We start from the raw sequence: 17,180 nt of genomic DNA on the forward strand, positions 1-17,180 counted from the left end.
ATAATGGCTCCGATGCGCTCAGTCGCCGAACATCAGCGGGTGGTCACCGAGTTGATTCGCCCCCGCCCGCCGGTCGCGGTCCCGCTCACCGAGGCCCAGGACCTGGTGCTGGCCGAAGACGTGGTGGCGCAGCTGGCGTTGCCGGTCTTCGACAACTCGGCGATGGACGGCTACGCGGTGCACGCCGAAGACATCTCGACCGCCACACCCGAACACCCGGTGGTGCTGCCCGTCGCCGAAGACATTCCGGCCGGGCGCACCGATCAACTGACGCTGCAGCCCGGCACGGCCCACCGGATCATGACGGGCGCACCGCTGCCCGCCGGGGCGACCGCCGTCGTGCCGGTGGAGGACACCGACGGCGGCGTGGACGTCGTGTCGATCCGCGCGCCGCGCGAGGCGGGCAGGCATATCCGGCACGCGGGCGAGGACGTCTCCCCCGGCACCACCGTGTTGAGGCAGGGGCAGGTCGTGACGCCCGCGGTGCTCGGCCTGGCGGCGGCGCTGGGAATCGCCGAGCTGCGGCTGATTCCGCGTCAGCGGGTGCTGGTGATCTCGACCGGATCGGAGCTGGTGACGCCGGGCACCGCGCTGCAGCCCGGGCAGATCTACGAGTCCAATTCGATCATGCTGGCCGGCGCCGTCCGGGATGCGGGCGCCGAACTGGTCGCCGTCGCGACCGCGGAAGACGAAGTGGCGCAATTCAGTTCGATCGTCGACCGATACGCGGCTGACGCGGACCTGATCATCACCAGCGGCGGCGTCAGCGCCGGCGCCTACGAGGTGGTCAAGGACGCCTTCGGCCGCGAGGGCGACCAGGGTGTGGAATTCGTCAAAGTCGCGATGCAGCCGGGCATGCCCCAAGGCGTGGGACGGGTGGCCGGCGCGACGATCGTCACGCTGCCCGGCAACCCGGTCAGCGCGCTGGTGTCCTTCGAGGTGTTCATCCGTCCCGCGCTGCGCCGGGCCATGGGTCTGCCGGACCCGGACCGTCCGCATCGCACCGCCGTGCTCGCCGAGTCGTTGACCTCACCGCGCGGCAAGCGCCAATTCCGGCGCGCGGTGCTGAGCGACGACGCCGGCACGGTCACCAGCTACGGGCCGCCGGCGTCGCATCACCTGCGGTGGCTGGCGTCGGCGAACGGGCTGCTGGACATCCCCGAGGACGTCGTCGAGGTGCCCGAGGGCACCCCGTTGCAGGTCTGGGATCTGCGCTAGGGCTCACTAGGCCGCGGGCGTGGCCACGTCGCGATGGAACTCGTCGGCCTTGTCGAAAGCCGGGGTGCAGCGGATGGCGATGCCGACGATCGCCATCATCACGGGAATGGTGACCAGCGCAGCCGACAGCCCCACCCGACCGGACAGGTGCCCGATCAGTGGCGGCCCGAGCAGATAACCCAGCCAGCCGGTCGCGGCCACGATGGCGATCGCCGATCCGGCGCCGCTCGCGCCGTAGGCCGCGCTGAAGGCGGTCGGCACCAGCAACGCCACGCCGGCGCCCAACGCCGCGAAACCGAGCACGCCGATCCAGGGGTTGGGGCTCGCCAGCATCACGCTCATGCCCACCACGGCCACCAGCGCCAGCGCGGGCAGCAGCCGGCGACTGGGCGCCCGCGCGTGCAGCCGCGGGGCGCCGAACCGGGTGACCACCATCGCGCCCGTGTAGGCGGCGTAGCTCACCGCGGCGACGCTCGGGCCGGCGCCGAGGACGTTGCGCAGGTAGTTGGCCGACCAGTCGGTGGCGGCGCCTTCACACAGAAACGAGGCGAACGACACGGCCGCCAGGATCGCCACCGTCGGCGTCAGCCACGCGCGGTTGCCTTCCGGCCGGCCCGACGGCGCCGCCCTCTCCGCCGCGTCGGGGATCAGGCGCCGGGTCAGCGTTTCCGCCACGATCAGGACGACCAGTCCGAGCGCCGCCAGCTGGACCGTCAGGCCGACGCCCGCGGTGACGCACCCCGCCCCGATCACCGCTCCCACCAGCGCCCCGACACTCCACATGCCGTGGAAGCGCGCCATGATCGGAGCCTCGGCGAGCCGCTCCACCGTGCCGGCCTGGGTGTTCATCGCGACGTCCAGCGCACCCTGGAACAGTCCCCACAGCGCCAGCGCCGCGAACAACCAAGCCCCGGATCGGGCCAGGCCCACCGTCATTCCGGCCGCCGCATAGCCGGCCACCGTGACCGGGATCAGCCGGTGGCTACCCCAGCGGGGCAGCGCCCAGTGGCACAGCGCGGTGGCCACCACCGATCCCAGCGGCGCACCGAACAGCGCCGTTCCAAGCGCCGCGTCGGAAAGGCCGAGTTCGGCCTTGACGTGGGGAATGTGGGCGGCCCAGGACGAGAACATCGTCCCGTGGGCGACGAAGACCGCCGTGACCGCGACTTTCGCCCGGCGCACTCGTACTGCCGGTCGATCGGCGCTGTGCGATTGCATGTCGAAGGTGGGCGTTCCCCCTGCGGGCCGCTACGAATCAGTCGCGGGCTCCGTAAGATGGCCGCGTGGCACGCCGCCCCCGCACTGTCGGCCCCTCCGCTCAAGACCCGGGCTTCAGCCCGCAGCATGCACTGGAATTGGTGCGCTCCGCCGTCCCACCGGTGCATCCGGCCGGGCGACCGTTCGTCGGCGCCGGGCTGGCGCTGGCCCTGGTCGGCCGCAGGCATCGATGGCTGCGACGGGCGGGCCTGCTGGCCGCCGGTGCCTGCGCGGGATTCTTCCGGCATCCCCCGCGGGTGCCACCCACCCGGCCGGGCGCGATCGTCGCACCCGCCGACGGCGAGATCTGCGTGATCGACTTCGCCGCCCCGCCCGCCGAATTGAACATGGGCGACGCGCCGCTGCCGCGGGTCAGCATCTTCCTGTCGCTGCTGGACGCGCACGTGCAGCGCGCGCCGGTCAGCGGCGAGGTGATCGCCGTGCAGCACCGGCCGGGCCGCTTCGGCTCGGCCGACCTGGCCGCCGCGAGCACCGAGAACGAGCGCACCAGCCTGCGCATCCGCACCCCCGACGGCGCGGACGTCGTCGCGGTGCAGGTCGCCGGGTTGCTGGCCCGGCGCATCATCTGCGACGCGCACGTCGGGGACAAGCTGTCGATCGGGGACACCTACGGCCTGATCCGGTTCGGCTCCAGGCTGGACACCTACCTGCCGCCGGGCGCCGAGCCGCTGGTGAAGGTCGGCCAGCGCGCGATCGCCGGCGAGACCGTGCTGGCCGAGCTGCCATGATCAGCAAGCCGCGCGGACGGCCGGCGGTCAACCTGCAGATCCTGCCGAGCGCGATGACGGTGCTCTCGGTCTGTGCGGGCTTGACCTCGATCCGGTTCGCCCTCGAACACCAGCCCAAGGCGGCCATGGCGCTGATCGCGGCGGCCGCGATCCTGGACGGGCTCGACGGGCGGGTGGCCCGCATCCTGGACGCCCAGTCGCGGATGGGTGAGGAGATCGACTCGCTGGCCGACGCCGTGAACTTCGGCGTGACGCCGGCGATCGTGCTCTACGTGACGCTGCTGACCAAGTCGCCGGCCGGCTGGGTGGTGATCCTGCTCTACGCGGTCTGCGTGGTGTTGCGGCTGGCACGGTTCAACGCCTTGCAGGACGACGGCAGTCAGCCGTCCTACGCGCACGAGTTCTTCGTCGGCATGCCCGCGCCGGCCGGCGCGATCTCGATGATCGGCCTGATCGGACTCAAGCTGCAGTTCGGGGACGGCTGGTGGACGTCACCGCTGTTCCTCTGCAGCTGGATCACCGGGACGTCGATCCTGATGGTCAGCAAGATCCCGATGCGTAAGATGCACGCGGTCGCGGTGCCGCCGAGCTGGGCGGCACCCCTGCTGGCGGTCTTGGCGATCTGCGCGGCGGCCGCCGTGCTGGCGCCCTACGTGTTGATCTGGGTGCTCATCGTCGCCTACCTGTGCCATGTGCCGTTCGCCATCCGCAACTCGCGCTGGCTGGCCGCGCATCCCGAGGCGTGGGATCACGAGCCCAAGCAGCGCCGCGCCGCGCGGCGGGCGATCCGCCGGGCCCAACCCAACCGCCGGTCGATGGCGCGGCTGGGCCTGCGCAAGCCGGGCAGGCGCCTGCCTTGAGTCGCTCCGGCGACGACGCGGGCCCGGCCCGTCAACTCACTCTGACCGCCCGGCTGAACACCTCCGCCGTGGACTCCCGCCGCGGTGTCATCCGAATGCACCCGAATGCCATTGCCGCACTGGGCATTCGGGAATGGGACGCGGTGTCGCTGATCGGCTCTCGGACCACGGCGGCGGTCGCCGGCCTGGCCGGCCCGGACACGCCGGTGAGCACCGTGCTGCTCGACGACGTGACGCTGTCCAACGCGGGCCTGCGCGAGGGAACCCCGGTGGTCGTCGGCGCGGTCACCGTCTACGGCGCGCGATCGGTGACGCTGGCCGGCTCGACGCTGGCCACCCAGTCGATCACGCCGGTCACGTTGCGACAAGCCTTGCTGGGCAAGGTGATTACCGTGGGGGACGCCGTATCGCTGCTGCCCCGCGACCTGGGCCCGGGCACCTCGACGTCAGAGGCCACCCGCGCGCTGGCCACCGCGGTGGGGATCAGCTGGACCTCGGAGCTGTTGACGGTCACCGGCACCGACCCCGAGGGCCCGGTGAGCGTGCAGCCCAACTCGCTGGTCACCTGGGGCAGCGGTGTTCCGTCGAGCGCCGGTGCCGCGTCGCGGATATCGGTCGAGAACGCCAGGCCGGAGATGGTCGTCGAGGAACTCAAGGGCACCCAGCCCCAGGCCGCCAAGCTGGTCGAGTGGCTCAAGCTCGCGCTCGACGAACCGCATCTGCTCAAGACGTTGGGCGCCGGCGCCAACCTCGGCGTGCTGGTCTCGGGCCCGGCCGGCGTGGGCAAGGTGACCCTGGTGCGCGCGGTCTGCGGCGACCGCAGGCTGGTCACGCTCGACGGCCCCGAGGTCGGCGCGCTGGCCGCCGAGGACCGGCTCAAGGCGGTGGCGTCGGCGGTGCAGGCGGTCCGCGACGGAGGCGGGGTGCTGCTGATCACCGACGTCGATGCCCTGCTGCCAGCCACCGCCGAACCAGTGGCATCCCTGATCCTCGGCGAGCTGCGCGCCGCGGTGGCCAGCGAGGGCGTCGCCTTGATCGCCACCTCGGCGCGGCCCGACCAGCTCGACGCCCGGCTGCGGGCCCCCGACCTGTGCGACCGTGAGCTGGGCCTGCCGCTTCCCGATTCCGGCACCCGCAAGGCGCTGCTGGAGTCGCTGCTGCGCAACGTGCCCATCAGCGACCTCGACCTCGACGAGATAGCCTCTCGCACACCGGGTTTCGTGGTCGCCGACCTAGCCGCGCTGGTGCGTGAGGCGGCGCTGCGGGCGGCGTCGCGGGCCAGCTCCGACGGCCTGCCGCCGGAGCTGAAACAGGAGGACCTGGCCGGTGCGCTGACCGTGATCCGGCCGCTGTCCCGCTCGGCCAGCGAGGAGGTCAGCGTCGGCAACATCACCCTCGACGACGTCGGCGACATGGCCGAGGCCCGCCAGGCGCTGACCGAGGCCGTGTTGTGGCCGTTGCAGCATCCCGACACCTTCGCCCGCCTGGGTGTGCAACCGCCGCGCGGGGTGCTGCTGTACGGGCCGCCGGGCTGCGGCAAGACCTTCATCGTGCGCGCGCTGGCCAGCACCGGTCAGCTGTCCGTGCACGCCGTGAAGGGCTCCGAGCTGATGGACAAGTGGGTGGGCAGCTCGGAAAAGGCGGTGCGCGAACTGTTTCGGCGCGCCCGCGATTCGGCGCCCTCGCTGGTCTTCCTCGACGAGGTGGACGCGCTGGCGCCCCGACGCGGGCAGAGCTTCGACTCCGGTGTCACCGATCGCGTGGTGGCGGCGCTGCTGACCGAACTCGACGGCGTCGACCCGCTGCGCGACGTGGTGGTGCTGGGCGCCACCAACCGGCCCGACCTCATCGACCCCGCGCTGCTGCGCCCGGGCCGGCTCGAGCGGCTGGTGTTCGTCGAACCGCCCGACGCCGCGGCCCGCCGCGAAATCCTGCGCACCGCAGGCAAATCCATTCCGTTGAGCGCCGATGTCGATCTCGACGAGGTGGCGGCCGGACTCGACGGCTACAGCGCGGCCGACTGCGTGGCGCTGCTGCGCGAGGCCGCACTGACCGCGATGCGCCGCTCCATCGACGCCACCGACGTGACGGCCGCCGACCTCGCCGCGGCGCGCGAAAACGTCCGTCCCTCTTTGGATCCCACGCAGGTCGAATCGCTACGGGCGTTCACCAAAGCTTTGTAGCACGGCCCGCGCCGACGCCGCCACGTCCTTTTCCAGCCAGGACGGCATCGGGTCGTCGTGCGCGTGACGCCGCACGACGGCGTAGGGCAGATCGGCCACCGCGCGCGCGACCGCGTCGACGGATCGCGGCCGGGAGTTCCCATAGAGTTCGCGCGCCAGCGTGGCGACGCGGTCGGTCAGCGGGGCGTTCATCTCGGCGAGTGTGTGCCGGAACGCCGCGTCCGGCTCGTCGTCGAGCAGGTCGCCGGGCCGGATCGTCAACAGCAGCCGGGCGTCCTCGGGCAGGGCCCGCGCGAAGCCGACGGCGGCCACGGCCATCGCGACGGCGGCCTCCATCGGGGTCTGGCCGTCGGCGGCCAGCGCCCGCTCCTGGAAGCGGCGCAGCGCGCGCAGCCAGGCCGCGGTGAGGATGCCGTCGCGGTTACCGAACCGGTGATACAACGTGCCCGCCGGTGCGCCACTGGCTTTCGCGATCGCGGCCACGCTGGCGGCTCGCGGACCGCCGTCGAGCACCAGCATTCGGGCGGCGTCGAGAATCACATCGGTTTCGTGCTTCCGCGGAGGGGCCATGATCTAGTACATTCCTTCTATATGGAACGATTACCCTATATCGATGAGCATGCCATAACCATCGACGCGAACCGCGACGACACGTGGTCGGCGCTGCTGCGGGTGATGTGCCGCGACCCGCACGACCCGTCGACGGTGCCGGTCGGCTTCACGCTGGACAAGGCCCGGCCGCCGGCGCGGTTCGCGCTCAAGGGCCGCCACCCCTTCGCCGTCTACCGGTGGGCGTTCGAGTTGGACCCCGTCGCCGGCGGCCGCACCCGCGTGCGCTCGGCGACCTGGGCGGCCTTCCCGGGCCTACACGGCAAGGTCTACCGGGTGCTCGTCATCGGCACCGGGGGGCACCGCCTCGCCGTCCGTTGGACGCTCAAACGCATCGCGGCGGCCGCCGAGCGGGCCGATTACACGGACGTCTTCGAAGTCCCTCTCCCGCAAGGCGACTCACGCACCGCCGAACAGACCTTCCGCGATGCGGTCGGGCGGAGCGGGGGCGGTGGCGTCGTCCCGTGGATCCACCGCCACGTGCTGAGATTGCGCCTCGGGCCGCATTCGTCGGCCGAGCACATCATCGGCTGGACGATCGCGCGGTCGGATCGCGACGAGCTCGTGCTGACGGCGCGCGGGCCACTCATGCTCGGCGAGTTGACGCTGCGCCGCCAGGACGGTCCGCGTGCCAGCCTCACCACTCGCGTGCAGTACTGCCGCAAAACCGCCGGCCGAACGGTCTGGGCTTTCGTCGGCCCGCTGCACCGGGCCGTGGCGCCGCGGCTGATGAAGCGCGCCGCGGTGTGGCAGCGTGTGCCGGCATGACCGAACGCCCGACCGCGCTGCAGATCGTCGACGGGGTCGACCTGTCCCCCATGACGTGTGTGATCACCGGCGCCTCATCGGGCCTGGGTCGCGAGGCCGCCCGGGCGCTGGCCGCCGCCGGCGCGCACGTCATCTTGGCCGCCCGCAACGCCGACGCCCTCGCGGAGGTGGCGCGGTGGATCGCGGCCGAGGTCGCCGGCGCGCGGACGTCGACGGTGCCGCTGGACCTCACGGCGCTGTCCAGCGTGCGCGCCGCGGCGGCCGCGATCGCCGAGATAGCCCCGGTCCTCGACGTGCTGATGAACAACGCAGGAGTCATGTTCACGCCGTTCGGGCGCACCCAGGACGGCTTCGAATTGCAAATCGGGACAAACCATTTCGGCCACTTCGAGCTCACCCGGTTGCTCATCCCCCAGCTCGCCGCCGCCGGCGGGGCCCGGATCGTGTCCCTGTCATCGGGCGGCCACGTGATGGGCGACGTCGACTTCGACGACCCCAACTGGGAGCGCCGCGAGTACGACAAGTTCGCCGCCTACGGGGCGTCCAAGACGGCGAACGTCCTGCACGCCGTGGAAGCCGACCGGCGCCTGCGCGGGGACGGAATCCGGTCCTACGCCGTGCATCCGGGCACCGTGGCCACCTCCCTCGCGCGGTACATGTCGCGCGCGGATTTCTCGCAGCTGCGCGCGCTCGCCGCCGAGAACCGGCCCGAGCCCTCCGACGGTTTCCTCGACTTCGTCATGCCCGAACAGGGTGCGGCCACCCAGGTGTGGGCCGCAATCGCCCCGGAGCTGGCCGACCGGGGCGGCCTCTACCTTGAGGACTGCCGGATCAGCGAGGCCGCGCCACACGCCCGCGACCCGCGGCGCGCGGCCGAACTGTGGGAGCTCTCCGAAAGGCTCTGCGCGACACGGTGACCGCGCGCCGGGTTCACGGATCGGGAAGCGGCGTCCACTCGCGGGACAGCCGCGCGGTGAAGTTCGGCGGCCGGTGCTCGAGGAACGCGGCGACACCCTCCCCGGCGTCGTCGCCGCCCATCACCCGCTCGTGCAGGGCGGTTTCCAGCGCGGCGACCTGTCGCGGCGTGTAGCGATGGATCGCGGTGTCCCACAGCAGGCGTTTGCACAGCGCGGCCGACAGCGGCGCGACGTTGTCCGCGATGTCGCGGGCCACGGTCAGCGCGTGGTCGAGCACCCGGTCGGCGGGCAGCGCACGGTTGGCGACGCCGAGCGCGGCGGCCTCGGCGCCGCCGAAGGTCCGCCCGGTCAACATGATGTCGGCGGCCACGCCCAGGCTGGTCAGCTGGGTCAAGGTCCAATGCGCCATGCAGTCGGGCAGCACGCCCCGGCGGACCTGCACCACACCGTATTTCGCGTCCTCGGCGACGATGCGGAGGTCGGCCTGCAGCGCGATGGTTAGGCCGATTCCGATGGCGTGGCCGTTGACGGCGGCGATCACCGGTTTGCGCAATTCGAAGGCGGCCGGCGTGATCGGCGACGCCGAGAACGCGCCTGGATCGGCGGGCGCATCGAAAGGGCTTGTGTCGCCGGAGAAATCGGCCCCGACGCAAAAGGCGCGTCCGGCCCCGGTCACCACGATGGCCCGCACGTCGTCATCGTCGTCGCACTCGCGGTACGCGCGGCTCAGCAGCGCGCCCATCTCGGCGGTGTAGGCGTTGAGGTGTTCGGGCCGGTTGAGGGTGAGGACCGCCACGCCCGAGTCGATGTCGACCGTCAGGTCCTCGCTCATGGCAGCGCGGGCACCCGGTGCAGGGCGCCGATCATGTCGGCGACGTCCGCGCGGCGCGGCGTGTAGCCGGGGAAATAGCAGCACACCTCGTCGGCGTGCGCACCGAACCGCGCGGCGATCTGCTCCGCGCATTGCTCGGGCGTGCCGACGATCCCGATCCGCGCGACCATCTCGTCGGTGATCAGCCGCCGCATGTCGGCGAAGCGGCCCTGCTTGGACAGCGCGTTGAGTTCGGGCTGCGCCTCGGCCCAGCCCTCGACCTCGAGCACGGGGAGGTAGGCCGGTGTCGAGCCGTAGAACGCGATCAGGGAAGCCACCCCGTTGACCGCGGCCTCCAGGTCGGACTCGTCGCGCCCGACGGCCACCATGGCCTGGGCGATGACCTGGAACTCATCGAACCTGCGCCCCGAGCGGCGCAGCCCCTCGGCGATGGCGGCCACGGTGCGGTTGGCGAAGTGGCGGGCGCTGTTGAACGGCATCACCAAGAGGCCGTCGGCGACCTCGGCGGCGGTGCGCGTCATCACCGGACCCAGCGCGCCCAGCAGCACCGGGGGCGGCCCGAACGGATTGGGCCCGGGGTTGAAGTTGGGCGCCATGATGGTGTGGGTGTAGAACTCGCCGCGAAAGTCCAATCGGGCCTGGCCTTCCCACGCGGCGAAGATCGCCTTGATCGCGGCGATGGCTTCGGCCATTCGCGGGGCCGGAGGTTCCCATCTACCGCCATAACGCTTTTCGATGTGCACCTTGATCTGTGAGCCGAGGCCGAGGCGGAACCGGCCGCCGCTGTAGAGCTGCAGATCGTACGCGGAGTGCGCCATGTGCAAGGGGCTGCGCGGCGGGGCGATCGCGACGTTGGTCATCAGGTCCAGGCCGGTCGTGCCTGCGGCGATCAGCAGCGGGAAGAAGACATCGTGTTGGCCCTCGAAGGTGAACAATCCGTCCGCGCCCGTCGCGGCGATCTCGGCGGCGCTTGCGGCCGCCTGCGCCGGCGAACCGCTGACCTGAAGCTGTACCTTCATGCACCGCCCTTCTGCGAAACCCGCCCGTCATTCGGAAAGCTGAAACTCCACCACTTCGGCGACCGCGTCCACGGCCTCGCGCAGCGCGGCGAGGCGGGCGGCGGCCGTCGGCGCGGACAGCACCGAATAGCGATCGGCCGTGCCGATCGGGATGCGAGATGCCAACGCGAGCAGGCGCTTTCCGGCCGGACCGCCCCGCTCGTCGCCCAGGATCACCTCGCGGCCCGGCAGCTTGATGTCGCGCGCCTGCGCGATCCGCTCGAACAGCGCCATGGCCCGGTCTTCGACGTCGAGCAGCTGGGCGTCCGAGACCGCGTCGCCGGGCTCGTCGGGCCACGGCGTGACCCTCGCCCGGGGGTAGGGCTCGTCGGGCAGCCATTCGATCACCCGGATTCGTTCCCCGGTCCGGCAATTCAGTGAATACCGGCCGGCGCCGTGGTCGACGCATTCGGTGATCCGCGACAGCACGCCGACGTCGCAGCGCGCATCGCCGCCGCCGACCTCACGCCCGCGCGAAATCAGGACCACCCCGAACGGCTCACCGGTGTCCGTGCAATGACGCACCAGCGCGACGTAGCGCGGCTCGAAGATCCGCAGCGGCAGGTCCTGGTCGGGCAGCAGCGCCGACTCCAGCGGAAACATGGCCAGCTCAAGGGGTTCCGTCATCAGATTTCCAGTTCGGCCACCAGCGCGTCGACGACCGCGCGCAGGTCGCCGTCATGTTCTTCGGCCACCCGCCGCTGCCGTTGGTAGGAGGCACCCTGGCGGGGTATGTCGGCCACCGCGGCCAGCTCGTCGACGCAATTCAGCTTTCTGGCCACCGGCTCCAGCCGGTTCAGCACGTCGTCGAGATCCTCGGTGACCAGTCGCTCGTTGCTGTCGGCGTCCAGGATGATCACCGCGTCCAGGCCGTAGCGCGCGGCGCGCCACTTGTTCTCCTGGTTGTGCCAGGGCGGCATGCTCGGCAACGACTCGTCGGCTTCGAGCCGGCGGTCCAGGTCGACCACCAGGCAATGGGTCAACGCGACCAGCGCGCCCAGCTCGCGCAGGTTGGACACGCCGTCGCAGATCCGCATTTCCAGCGTGCCCAGGTGCGGTGAAGGCCTGATGTCCCAACGGACTTCGTCGACATGGTCGATGATGCCGGTCTTCTTCTGGTCGTGGACGAAGCGTTCGAACTCCGCCCAGGTCTGGAATTGGAACGGCAGCCCGGCGGTGGGCAGCTGCTGAAACATCATCGCCCGGTTGCTCGCGTAACCGGTGTCCACGCCCGCCCACCACGGCGAGGAGGCGGACAGCGCCAGCAGGTGCGGGTAGTAGTTGAGCAGTGACGTCATGATCGGCATCACCTTGTTCGGCGAGGACAGGCCGACGTGCACGTGCACGCCCCAGATCAACATCTGCCGTCCCCACCACTGGGTGCGCTTGATCAGTTCGGCATAGCGCGGGGCGTCGGTGAGTTTCTGAGAGGTCCACTGCGCGAACGGGTGTGCGCCGGCACAGAACAGCTCCATGCCGCGATCCCGCACGATGCGGCGCGCGGGCCCCAGGGTCTGGCGCAGATCCTCCATCGCCTCGCCCGCGGATTGGCAGATGCCGGTGACCACTTCGACGGTGTTGCGCAGCAATTCCTTGTGCACACGCGGGTTTTCGCCGATCTCGGCGATCACGGCGGTGGCTTCGTTGCTCAGGTCGCGGGTGTGGGCGTCGACGAGGGCGAACTCCCATTCCACCCCGAGGGTCGGCCGCGGTGAACGGGCGAAGTCGATGCGGGAGACGGCCCGTTTAGCCTGCACCGATGACACCGCACGCCACCCGCTTGCCGGGGTCACCGGTGCTCATCGTCATGTCGTCCGGGCCCGGCGTGCCGCTGGTCTGGTTGGTGCGCCCCGATGGGGCATTGGCGGAGCTGGCTGCACCGGCGTGGATGATGATCGCGGTCTTCTGCCCGGTGAGCAGATCGTCCATCGCGAAGGCGTCCGTGGTCGTGACCAACATCCCGGAGCCGTCCTTGCGCACCTGCAACGAGGGCAGGGCCCCGCTGGCGGGCTCGCCCGCGTGCCCGGGCGCCTGGAAGTGGTCGCCGGCGGACAGGAAGTCGCCCGCCGCGCCGCCGGTCGGGGCGACCGAGTTGGGCTCGCACTTGCCGACCTGGTGGACGTGCACGTCGTGGAAGCCGGGCGCGAGCACACCGTTGGCGGTCGTCTCGATGGTGACGGTGGCATAGCCGTTGTTGAATTCGAACGTCGCGGTCGCCACCTGGGTTCCGTCCGGCGCCTTGAGGTGCGTGATGACGCTCGGCGCCGCCGCGGGCCCGGCCTCGGAGGCCTTGGCGCCCGACGGCGAGGGCGATCCCGTCCAGATCGCGGGGGTGGTGCCCGGCACCGACGACGCCTGCTGGGGCGACGAGCAGGCGCCTAACAGCACGACGCAACCGGCCAGTACCAACGCGGGCAGCTTGGGCATAGCCAGCAGCCTAGCGCGGAGTTAGCCCGCGACGAGGACGATGACACCCGGCGGCTCGCCGCTGAGCGCGGGAATTCGGGGTTCGACGGGCACGCCCAGGTTTTTGCCCACCGCGTCGGCGGTGGCGTGCTCGTCGCCGGCGTCGGTGTAGTACACCGTGGTGGCCGAGACGTCGGGCACGGTCATGTTGTCGACCTTGGTGACTTTGAAACCGGCGGAGGTCAGTTGGTCCTTGGTGCGTGCGGCCACACCCTCTTTCGAGGAGATGTTGTAGATCTGCACCTCGGCCTGCGTGCTCGCCGGCTTGGTGGTCGGCGACGCGGACGTGGAACTGCTGGCGCTCGCGCTGGAGGCCGGCGATGCCGAATCGTCGTCGGAGCTCCCGGACGAACCCAGAGCCTGCCAACCGAGCAGCAGGAAAATGACGCCGAGGAACAACAGCACCATCACCATGGCCCGTAGGGGCAGCCCAGTGGAGTCGGGAACTCGTTCTTTCATCGAGCCCTACTGTAACGAGTCAGGTCACCTCGAAGCCGAGGCGCCGCGCCGCGCGCGCCTTCTGCCTGCTGGCGCGCAGCCTGCGCAGCCGTTTCACCAGCATCGGGTCGGCGGCCAGCGCCTCGGGCCGGTCGACGAGCGCGTTGAGCACCTGGTAGTACCGCGTCGCCGACATCGAGAACAACTCTTTGATGGCGTCTTCCTTCACACCCGCGAACTTCCACCACTGGCGCTCGAAGGCCAGGATGTCGTGCTCGCGGCGGGTCAGCCCATCTGCGATCTCAGAGTCGTCCCCCGATCGATTTGCCCGCGCCATGGCGCTGTCCATATCGCTTCCCCTGGACCCTTTCGGCGAATTCCGAACTGCTCGAATGACTTGACTTAGCTAAGGGCGTGTTTCGGCGATAATTGAAACACGCGCCAAACCCTCAAGCCGTCATCCAGACCCGCGAGTCGGCCGATTGACCAAGATTGCCCAGACGCCGATCGCCGGCCGAACAGCTCGCGGGCGTGCGGTAGCTTAGCCGACCATGGCAGTCGTTCCGATCCGCATCGTGGGAGATCCCGTCCTGCACACCCCGACACAGCCGGTGCCGGTCGCTGCCGACGGTTCACTGCCGGCGGATCTGGCCGAGTTGATCACCAACCTGTACGACACCATGGACGCCGCGCACGGGGTGGGGTTGGCCGCCAACCAGATCGGGGTCGGGTTGCGGGTCTTCGTCTACGACTGCGCCGACGACCGGGGCCGCACCGACCGGCGGCGCGGCGTCGTCGTCAACCCCATCCTGGAAACCTCCGAGATACCCGAGACCATGCCCGATCCGGAGAACGACGACGAGGGTTGCCTGTCGGTGCCCGGCGAGTCGTTCCCCACCGGGCGCGCCAAGTGGGCGCGGGTCACCGGACTCGACGCCGACGGGACGCCGATCTCCATCGAAGGCAGCGACCTGTTCGCCCGGATGCTGCAGCACGAGACCGGGCACCTGGATGGTTTCCTCTACCTGGACCGTCTCATCGGCCGGCACGCGCGCAGCGCGAAACGCGCCGTCAAATCCCACAACTGGGGCGTTCCCGGCCTCTCCTGGATGCCCGGGGAGGGACCGGACCCGTTCGGTCACTGATGCTCTCGTGGCCCGAGCCCGGCACCCGGGTGACCGTGCGCTACCGCCGCCCGGCCGGTTCGGTGCCGCCGTTGACCGACGCGGTCGGACACCTGTTGGCGGTCGACCCGCTGGTGCGGGTGCGCACGAAGACCGGCGCGGTCGTCGAGTTCGCGCCGTCCGACGCGGTGGCGCTGCGGGTGCTCACCGACGCCCCCATTCGCACCTCACAGATCCGCGCGCTCGAGCATGCCGCCGGCGCGGCCTGGCCGGGCGCGGAGCGCACCTGGCTGGACGGCTGGCTGCTGCGCGCCGGCCATGGCGTCGATGTGGCCGCGAATTCCGCTGTGCCGCTTGATATTTCTGCCCAGGTGAGCACGGTTCCGGCCATCGTCGACTGGTACGAGCGCCGCGGCCTGACGCCGCGGCTGGCCCTGCCCGACCGGATGCTGACGCCCCCGCCCGGGCTGGCCGACGAGTGCACGGAACAGCTTGTCGTGCGCGACCTTTCCGAGGTGAGCGCCCCCGAGGCCGACCCGTCCATCACGTTGACACCGCTGCCCGATGACGGCTGGCTGCGCATCCACGACGGCCACGTTCCGGTCGACGTGCTCACCGCCGTCGTCGACGGGGAGCTCATGTTCGGCACGCATCGCGGCATCGCCGTCGCGCGCGCCGCGGTGACCGAGGCACCCGATGGCGCGCGGTGGGTCGGCATCTCGGCGGTGGGCTCGGTGGCCGGCGCCGACGAGCACGCGGCGGCGCAGCTGTGCGAGGCGTTGTTGGCGTGGGGCGCGAATCGCGGTGCGACGCGCGGCTACCTGCGGGCGCCCGACGCCGGCGTGGCGACGCTTGCCGGGGCGCTCGGCTTCCGGCTGCACCACCGCCGCCGCTACGTCCCGGTGCGCCCGGGCGTCTGGGATAGCGTCTAGCCATGCCCGAAGGCACGATCGACGCCGGCGACCGGCCGCTGCGGCTTGCCACCTGGAACGTGAATTCGATTCGCTCCCGGCTGCCCCGCGTCATCGACTGGTTGTCCCGCGCCGACGTCGACGTGCTGGCGATGCAGGAGACCAAATGCTCCGACAGCCAGTTCCCCACCCTGCCGTTCTTCGAACTCGGCTACGAGGTCGCCCATGTCGGTTTCAACCAATGGAACGGCGTGGCGATCGCCTCGCGCGTCGGTCTCGACGACGTGCAGATCGGATTCGACGGGCAACCCAGCTGGAGCAGCAAGCCCGAAGTCGCCGCGGCGGCGGAAGCCCGCGCCCTCGCGGCGACGTGCGGCGGCGTGCGGATGTGGAGCCTCTACGTTCCCAACGGCCGCGCCCTGGGCGACCCGCACTACGTCTACAAACTCGAATGGCTTGCTGCACTGCGTGATTCGGCATCGGGCTGGCTCCGCGACGATCCCACCGCCGCGATCGCACTGGCCGGCGACTGGAACATCGCCCCGCAGGACGACGACGTGTGGAGTATGGACTTCTACGCCGGCGCCACGCACGTCTCCGAGCCGGAGCGCCGGGCGTTCGCTGCCATCGTCGAGGCGCAATTCACCGATATGGTGCGCCCTTTCACGCCGGGCCCGGGGGTCTACACGTACTGGGACTACACCCGGTTGCGGTTCCCGAAGGGCCAGGGCATGCGCATCGATTTCATCCTCGGCTCACCGGCTTTGGCCGGCCGCGTGACGGACGCGCAGATCGTCCGCGACGAACGCAAGGGCAAGGCGGCCAGCGATCACGCGCCGGTCCTCGTCGATGTGCGGCGCGACTGACCGGGTCCCTCGCGCCCGGGCCGGGCGCAACATGACATCAAGCTCCGGCAAATTTTGATGCGGCTTCGCGTTGTCTGCGCGATGGCTTGGTGGCAGGCTTTAAAAGTCAGTAGCAAGAGCAGGGAGTCATCATGAGTGTCATCGGCGGAGCAGTCCGAGGCGTGAGTCAGGCGGTGAACCGCGCGGCGAACGCGACGACCGCGGCCGCCGGTGCCGTGGGCGGCGCAGCGGTCAACGGAGTCATCGGCGGCGTCACCGGGGCCGCCGAGGGAGTCAAGCGCGGCATGAACAGCGGCAGCCACTCGGCGCCCGCGGCCGCGTTGGCCATCGGCGCGCTGGGCGTCGCCGGATTGGTCGAATGGCCGCTGCTGCTGGCGGTCGGCGGCAGCGCGCTGCTGTTGCAGAGGTTGAGCCGCAAACAGGAGCCCGAACCGCGGGCGGTCAAAGCGAATCTGAAATCGGTGCCGGTGGATTCGGCGCCGCAGAAACCGACGCCGCAGGGATCCGCGCCCGCGAAAGCCGCGCCCGCCAAGGCCGCCAAGTCGACGGCCAAGAAGACGGCCGGACGCCGGGCGGGCACCACGCGGTTGCGCAGCACCAACTAGGCGAACCCGCGATCAGCCGATCGCCCGGCTGATCACCGCCGGGGCCAACTGCTGCGACGTCCAGCGCAGCACGCGATCCGGCTGATGGGCGCTCGGATCCGGGCAGACCGCTCCCCGCACCGCCCGGGAGGGCGACACCGCGCCGCGACGAGGCGCCCGATCGCTGTGCCGAATCTCGACAACCCCGACGCGCCACAACAACGCATAGAGTTCGACTAGCGGCACCCTCAGCACCGAAGCGAACGATGAAACTAACGGATCGCCCCCGGTGTCGGTCATCGTCGACATAAGTCCGACGGTGGACGCGCGAACCAGCGAG

General features: G+C 70.8%; 20 protein-coding genes. 10 read left to right on the plus strand and 10 right to left on the minus strand.

Annotated features, from left to right (window positions below; genetic code table 11):
• The first annotated feature begins 12 nt into the window (after positions 1 to 12).
• Positions 13 to 1,218: a molybdopterin molybdotransferase MoeA gene (gene moeA, locus DQP57_RS03495; protein WP_112631657.1), complete on the plus strand. Its 1,206-nt coding sequence runs from the start codon at positions 13 to 15 to the stop codon at positions 1,216 to 1,218.
• 6 nt (positions 1,219 to 1,224) lie between these two features.
• Here the strand turns inward: moeA and DQP57_RS03500 are convergent, their stop codons facing one another.
• On the minus strand, positions 1,225 to 2,436 hold the full coding sequence (locus DQP57_RS03500; RefSeq protein ID WP_112631658.1) for an MFS transporter: 1,212 nt from the start codon (positions 2,434 to 2,436) through the stop codon (positions 1,225 to 1,227).
• A gap of 65 nt (positions 2,437 to 2,501) precedes the next feature.
• Here DQP57_RS03500 and DQP57_RS03505 point away from each other — a divergent pair, with 65 nt between their 5' ends.
• Genes DQP57_RS03505 through DQP57_RS03515 form a run of 3 tightly spaced genes read left to right on the plus strand, consistent with a single transcriptional unit; the run spans position 2,502 to position 6,267 of the window.
• Positions 2,502 to 3,224, plus strand: coding sequence for a phosphatidylserine decarboxylase (locus DQP57_RS03505; RefSeq protein ID WP_112631659.1), 723 nt, complete (start codon positions 2,502 to 2,504; stop codon positions 3,222 to 3,224).
• Positions 3,221 to 4,084 (plus strand): CDP-diacylglycerol--serine O-phosphatidyltransferase, encoded by an 864-nt coding sequence (gene pssA / locus DQP57_RS03510; protein WP_112631660.1) that lies wholly within the window; start codon positions 3,221 to 3,223, stop codon positions 4,082 to 4,084. Before DQP57_RS03505 ends, pssA begins: the two co-directional genes overlap by 4 nt.
• Positions 4,081 to 6,267, plus strand: coding sequence for an AAA family ATPase (locus DQP57_RS03515; RefSeq protein WP_112631661.1), 2,187 nt, complete (start codon positions 4,081 to 4,083; stop codon positions 6,265 to 6,267). The genes pssA and DQP57_RS03515 overlap by 4 nt, the downstream gene beginning before the upstream one ends.
• Here the strand turns inward: DQP57_RS03515 and DQP57_RS03520 are convergent.
• On the minus strand, positions 6,241 to 6,837 hold the full coding sequence (locus tag DQP57_RS03520) for a TetR/AcrR family transcriptional regulator (RefSeq protein ID WP_112631662.1): 597 nt from the start codon (positions 6,835 to 6,837) through the stop codon (positions 6,241 to 6,243). The genes DQP57_RS03515 and DQP57_RS03520 overlap by 27 nt on opposite strands.
• Positions 6,838 to 6,858: 21 nt before the next feature.
• Here DQP57_RS03520 and DQP57_RS03525 point away from each other — a divergent pair, with 21 nt between their 5' ends.
• Together DQP57_RS03525 and DQP57_RS03530 are read left to right on the plus strand one after the other, a co-directional pair.
• Complete coding sequence (locus DQP57_RS03525; RefSeq protein ID WP_112631663.1) at positions 6,859 to 7,644, plus strand: DUF2867 domain-containing protein; 786 nt, start codon at positions 6,859 to 6,861, stop codon at positions 7,642 to 7,644.
• Entirely contained in the window at positions 7,641 to 8,561 is a 921-nt protein-coding gene (locus DQP57_RS03530) for an SDR family NAD(P)-dependent oxidoreductase (protein ID WP_112631664.1), read from the plus strand. Before DQP57_RS03525 ends, DQP57_RS03530 begins: the two co-directional genes overlap by 4 nt.
• A gap of 13 nt (positions 8,562 to 8,574) precedes the next feature.
• On the opposite strand, the gene DQP57_RS03535 is transcribed toward DQP57_RS03530, so the two are convergent.
• Genes DQP57_RS03535 through DQP57_RS03565 form a run of 7 tightly spaced genes read right to left on the minus strand, consistent with a single transcriptional unit; the run spans position 8,575 to position 13,704 of the window.
• Positions 8,575 to 9,393 (minus strand): enoyl-CoA hydratase-related protein, encoded by an 819-nt coding sequence (locus DQP57_RS03535; protein ID WP_112631665.1) that lies wholly within the window; start codon positions 9,391 to 9,393, stop codon positions 8,575 to 8,577.
• The gene (locus DQP57_RS03540) at positions 9,390 to 10,412 is read right to left on the minus strand and encodes a TIGR03617 family F420-dependent LLM class oxidoreductase (protein WP_112631666.1); all 1,023 of its coding nucleotides are present in this window, start codon (positions 10,410 to 10,412) and stop codon (positions 9,390 to 9,392) included. Before DQP57_RS03540 ends, DQP57_RS03535 begins: the two co-directional genes overlap by 4 nt.
• Before the next feature lie 27 nt (positions 10,413 to 10,439).
• Positions 10,440 to 11,078: an LON peptidase substrate-binding domain-containing protein gene (locus DQP57_RS03545; protein ID WP_112631667.1), complete on the minus strand. Its 639-nt coding sequence runs from the start codon at positions 11,076 to 11,078 to the stop codon at positions 10,440 to 10,442.
• Positions 11,078 to 12,217, minus strand: coding sequence for a glutamate--cysteine ligase (locus tag DQP57_RS03550; RefSeq protein WP_430917828.1), 1,140 nt, complete (start codon positions 12,215 to 12,217; stop codon positions 11,078 to 11,080). The genes DQP57_RS03545 and DQP57_RS03550 overlap by 1 nt, the downstream gene beginning before the upstream one ends.
• Positions 12,198 to 12,878, minus strand: coding sequence for a superoxide dismutase[Cu-Zn] (gene sodC / locus DQP57_RS03555; RefSeq protein WP_112631669.1), 681 nt, complete (start codon positions 12,876 to 12,878; stop codon positions 12,198 to 12,200). Before sodC ends, DQP57_RS03550 begins: the two co-directional genes overlap by 20 nt.
• 21 nt (positions 12,879 to 12,899) lie before the next feature.
• Positions 12,900 to 13,376 (minus strand): LytR C-terminal domain-containing protein, encoded by a 477-nt coding sequence (locus DQP57_RS03560; RefSeq protein WP_112631670.1) that lies wholly within the window; start codon positions 13,374 to 13,376, stop codon positions 12,900 to 12,902.
• A 19-nt stretch (positions 13,377 to 13,395) separates the two neighbouring features.
• A complete protein-coding gene (locus tag DQP57_RS03565) occupies positions 13,396 to 13,704 on the minus strand; it encodes a DUF3263 domain-containing protein (protein WP_007768412.1) in 309 nt (102 codons plus the stop codon).
• Positions 13,705 to 13,906: 202 nt separating this feature from the next.
• On the opposite strand from DQP57_RS03565, the gene DQP57_RS03570 reads away from it, so the two are divergent.
• The 4 genes from DQP57_RS03570 to DQP57_RS03585 all read left to right on the plus strand — a co-directional run bounded on the left by DQP57_RS03570 (position 13,907) and on the right by DQP57_RS03585 (position 16,861).
• Positions 13,907 to 14,500, plus strand: coding sequence for a peptide deformylase (locus tag DQP57_RS03570; protein WP_112631671.1), 594 nt, complete (start codon positions 13,907 to 13,909; stop codon positions 14,498 to 14,500).
• A complete protein-coding gene (locus tag DQP57_RS03575; RefSeq protein WP_112631672.1) occupies positions 14,500 to 15,411 on the plus strand; it encodes an N-acetylglutamate synthase, CG3035 family in 912 nt (303 codons plus the stop codon). The genes DQP57_RS03570 and DQP57_RS03575 overlap by 1 nt, the downstream gene beginning before the upstream one ends.
• 38 nt (positions 15,412 to 15,449) lie before the next feature.
• Positions 15,450 to 16,256, plus strand: a complete 807-nt coding sequence (locus DQP57_RS03580; RefSeq protein ID WP_205869025.1) for an exodeoxyribonuclease III — start codon at positions 15,450 to 15,452, stop codon at positions 16,254 to 16,256.
• Between the two features lie 131 nt (positions 16,257 to 16,387).
• The gene (locus DQP57_RS03585; protein WP_205869021.1) at positions 16,388 to 16,861 is read left to right on the plus strand and encodes a hypothetical protein; all 474 of its coding nucleotides are present in this window, start codon (positions 16,388 to 16,390) and stop codon (positions 16,859 to 16,861) included.
• 12 nt (positions 16,862 to 16,873) lie between these two features.
• Here DQP57_RS03585 and DQP57_RS03590 read toward each other — a convergent pair whose 3' ends face one another.
• The gene (locus DQP57_RS03590; RefSeq protein WP_112631675.1) at positions 16,874 to 17,140 is read right to left on the minus strand and encodes an Rv1535 domain-containing protein; all 267 of its coding nucleotides are present in this window, start codon (positions 17,138 to 17,140) and stop codon (positions 16,874 to 16,876) included.
• Between the last annotated feature and the right edge of the window lie 40 nt (positions 17,141 to 17,180).

It is taken from the genome of Mycobacterium colombiense, from assembly GCF_003284935.1.
In the GTDB taxonomy this organism is placed as follows: Bacteria; Actinomycetota; Actinomycetes; order Mycobacteriales; family Mycobacteriaceae; genus Mycobacterium; species Mycobacterium arosiense_A.

Excerpts from the sequence above, each read along its gene's own strand:
- moeA (WP_112631657.1), top strand. The coding sequence starts at position 13 with ATGCGCTCAGTCGCCGAACATCAGCGGGTGGTCACCGAGTTGATTCGC.
- DQP57_RS03500 (WP_112631658.1), bottom strand. The coding sequence starts at position 2,436 with ATGCAATCGCACAGCGCCGATCGACCGGCAGTACGAGTGCGCCGGGCG.
- pssA (WP_112631660.1), top strand. The coding sequence starts at position 3,221 with ATGATCAGCAAGCCGCGCGGACGGCCGGCGGTCAACCTGCAGATCCTG.
- DQP57_RS03520 (WP_112631662.1), bottom strand. The coding sequence starts at position 6,837 with ATGGCCCCTCCGCGGAAGCACGAAACCGATGTGATTCTCGACGCCGCC.
- DQP57_RS03525 (WP_112631663.1), top strand. The coding sequence starts at position 6,859 with ATGGAACGATTACCCTATATCGATGAGCATGCCATAACCATCGACGCG.
- DQP57_RS03530 (WP_112631664.1), top strand. The coding sequence starts at position 7,641 with ATGACCGAACGCCCGACCGCGCTGCAGATCGTCGACGGGGTCGACCTG.
- DQP57_RS03535 (WP_112631665.1), bottom strand. The coding sequence starts at position 9,393 with ATGAGCGAGGACCTGACGGTCGACATCGACTCGGGCGTGGCGGTCCTC.
- DQP57_RS03540 (WP_112631666.1), bottom strand. The coding sequence starts at position 10,412 with ATGAAGGTACAGCTTCAGGTCAGCGGTTCGCCGGCGCAGGCGGCCGCA.
- DQP57_RS03545 (WP_112631667.1), bottom strand. The coding sequence starts at position 11,078 with ATGACGGAACCCCTTGAGCTGGCCATGTTTCCGCTGGAGTCGGCGCTG.
- sodC (WP_112631669.1), bottom strand. The coding sequence starts at position 12,878 with ATGCCCAAGCTGCCCGCGTTGGTACTGGCCGGTTGCGTCGTGCTGTTA.
- DQP57_RS03560 (WP_112631670.1), bottom strand. The coding sequence starts at position 13,376 with ATGAAAGAACGAGTTCCCGACTCCACTGGGCTGCCCCTACGGGCCATG.
- DQP57_RS03565 (WP_007768412.1), bottom strand. The coding sequence starts at position 13,704 with ATGGACAGCGCCATGGCGCGGGCAAATCGATCGGGGGACGACTCTGAG.
- DQP57_RS03570 (WP_112631671.1), top strand. The coding sequence starts at position 13,907 with ATGGCAGTCGTTCCGATCCGCATCGTGGGAGATCCCGTCCTGCACACC.
- DQP57_RS03575 (WP_112631672.1), top strand. The coding sequence starts at position 14,500 with ATGCTCTCGTGGCCCGAGCCCGGCACCCGGGTGACCGTGCGCTACCGC.
- DQP57_RS03585 (WP_205869021.1), top strand. The coding sequence starts at position 16,388 with ATGAGTGTCATCGGCGGAGCAGTCCGAGGCGTGAGTCAGGCGGTGAAC.
- DQP57_RS03590 (WP_112631675.1), bottom strand. The coding sequence starts at position 17,140 with ATGACCGACACCGGGGGCGATCCGTTAGTTTCATCGTTCGCTTCGGTG.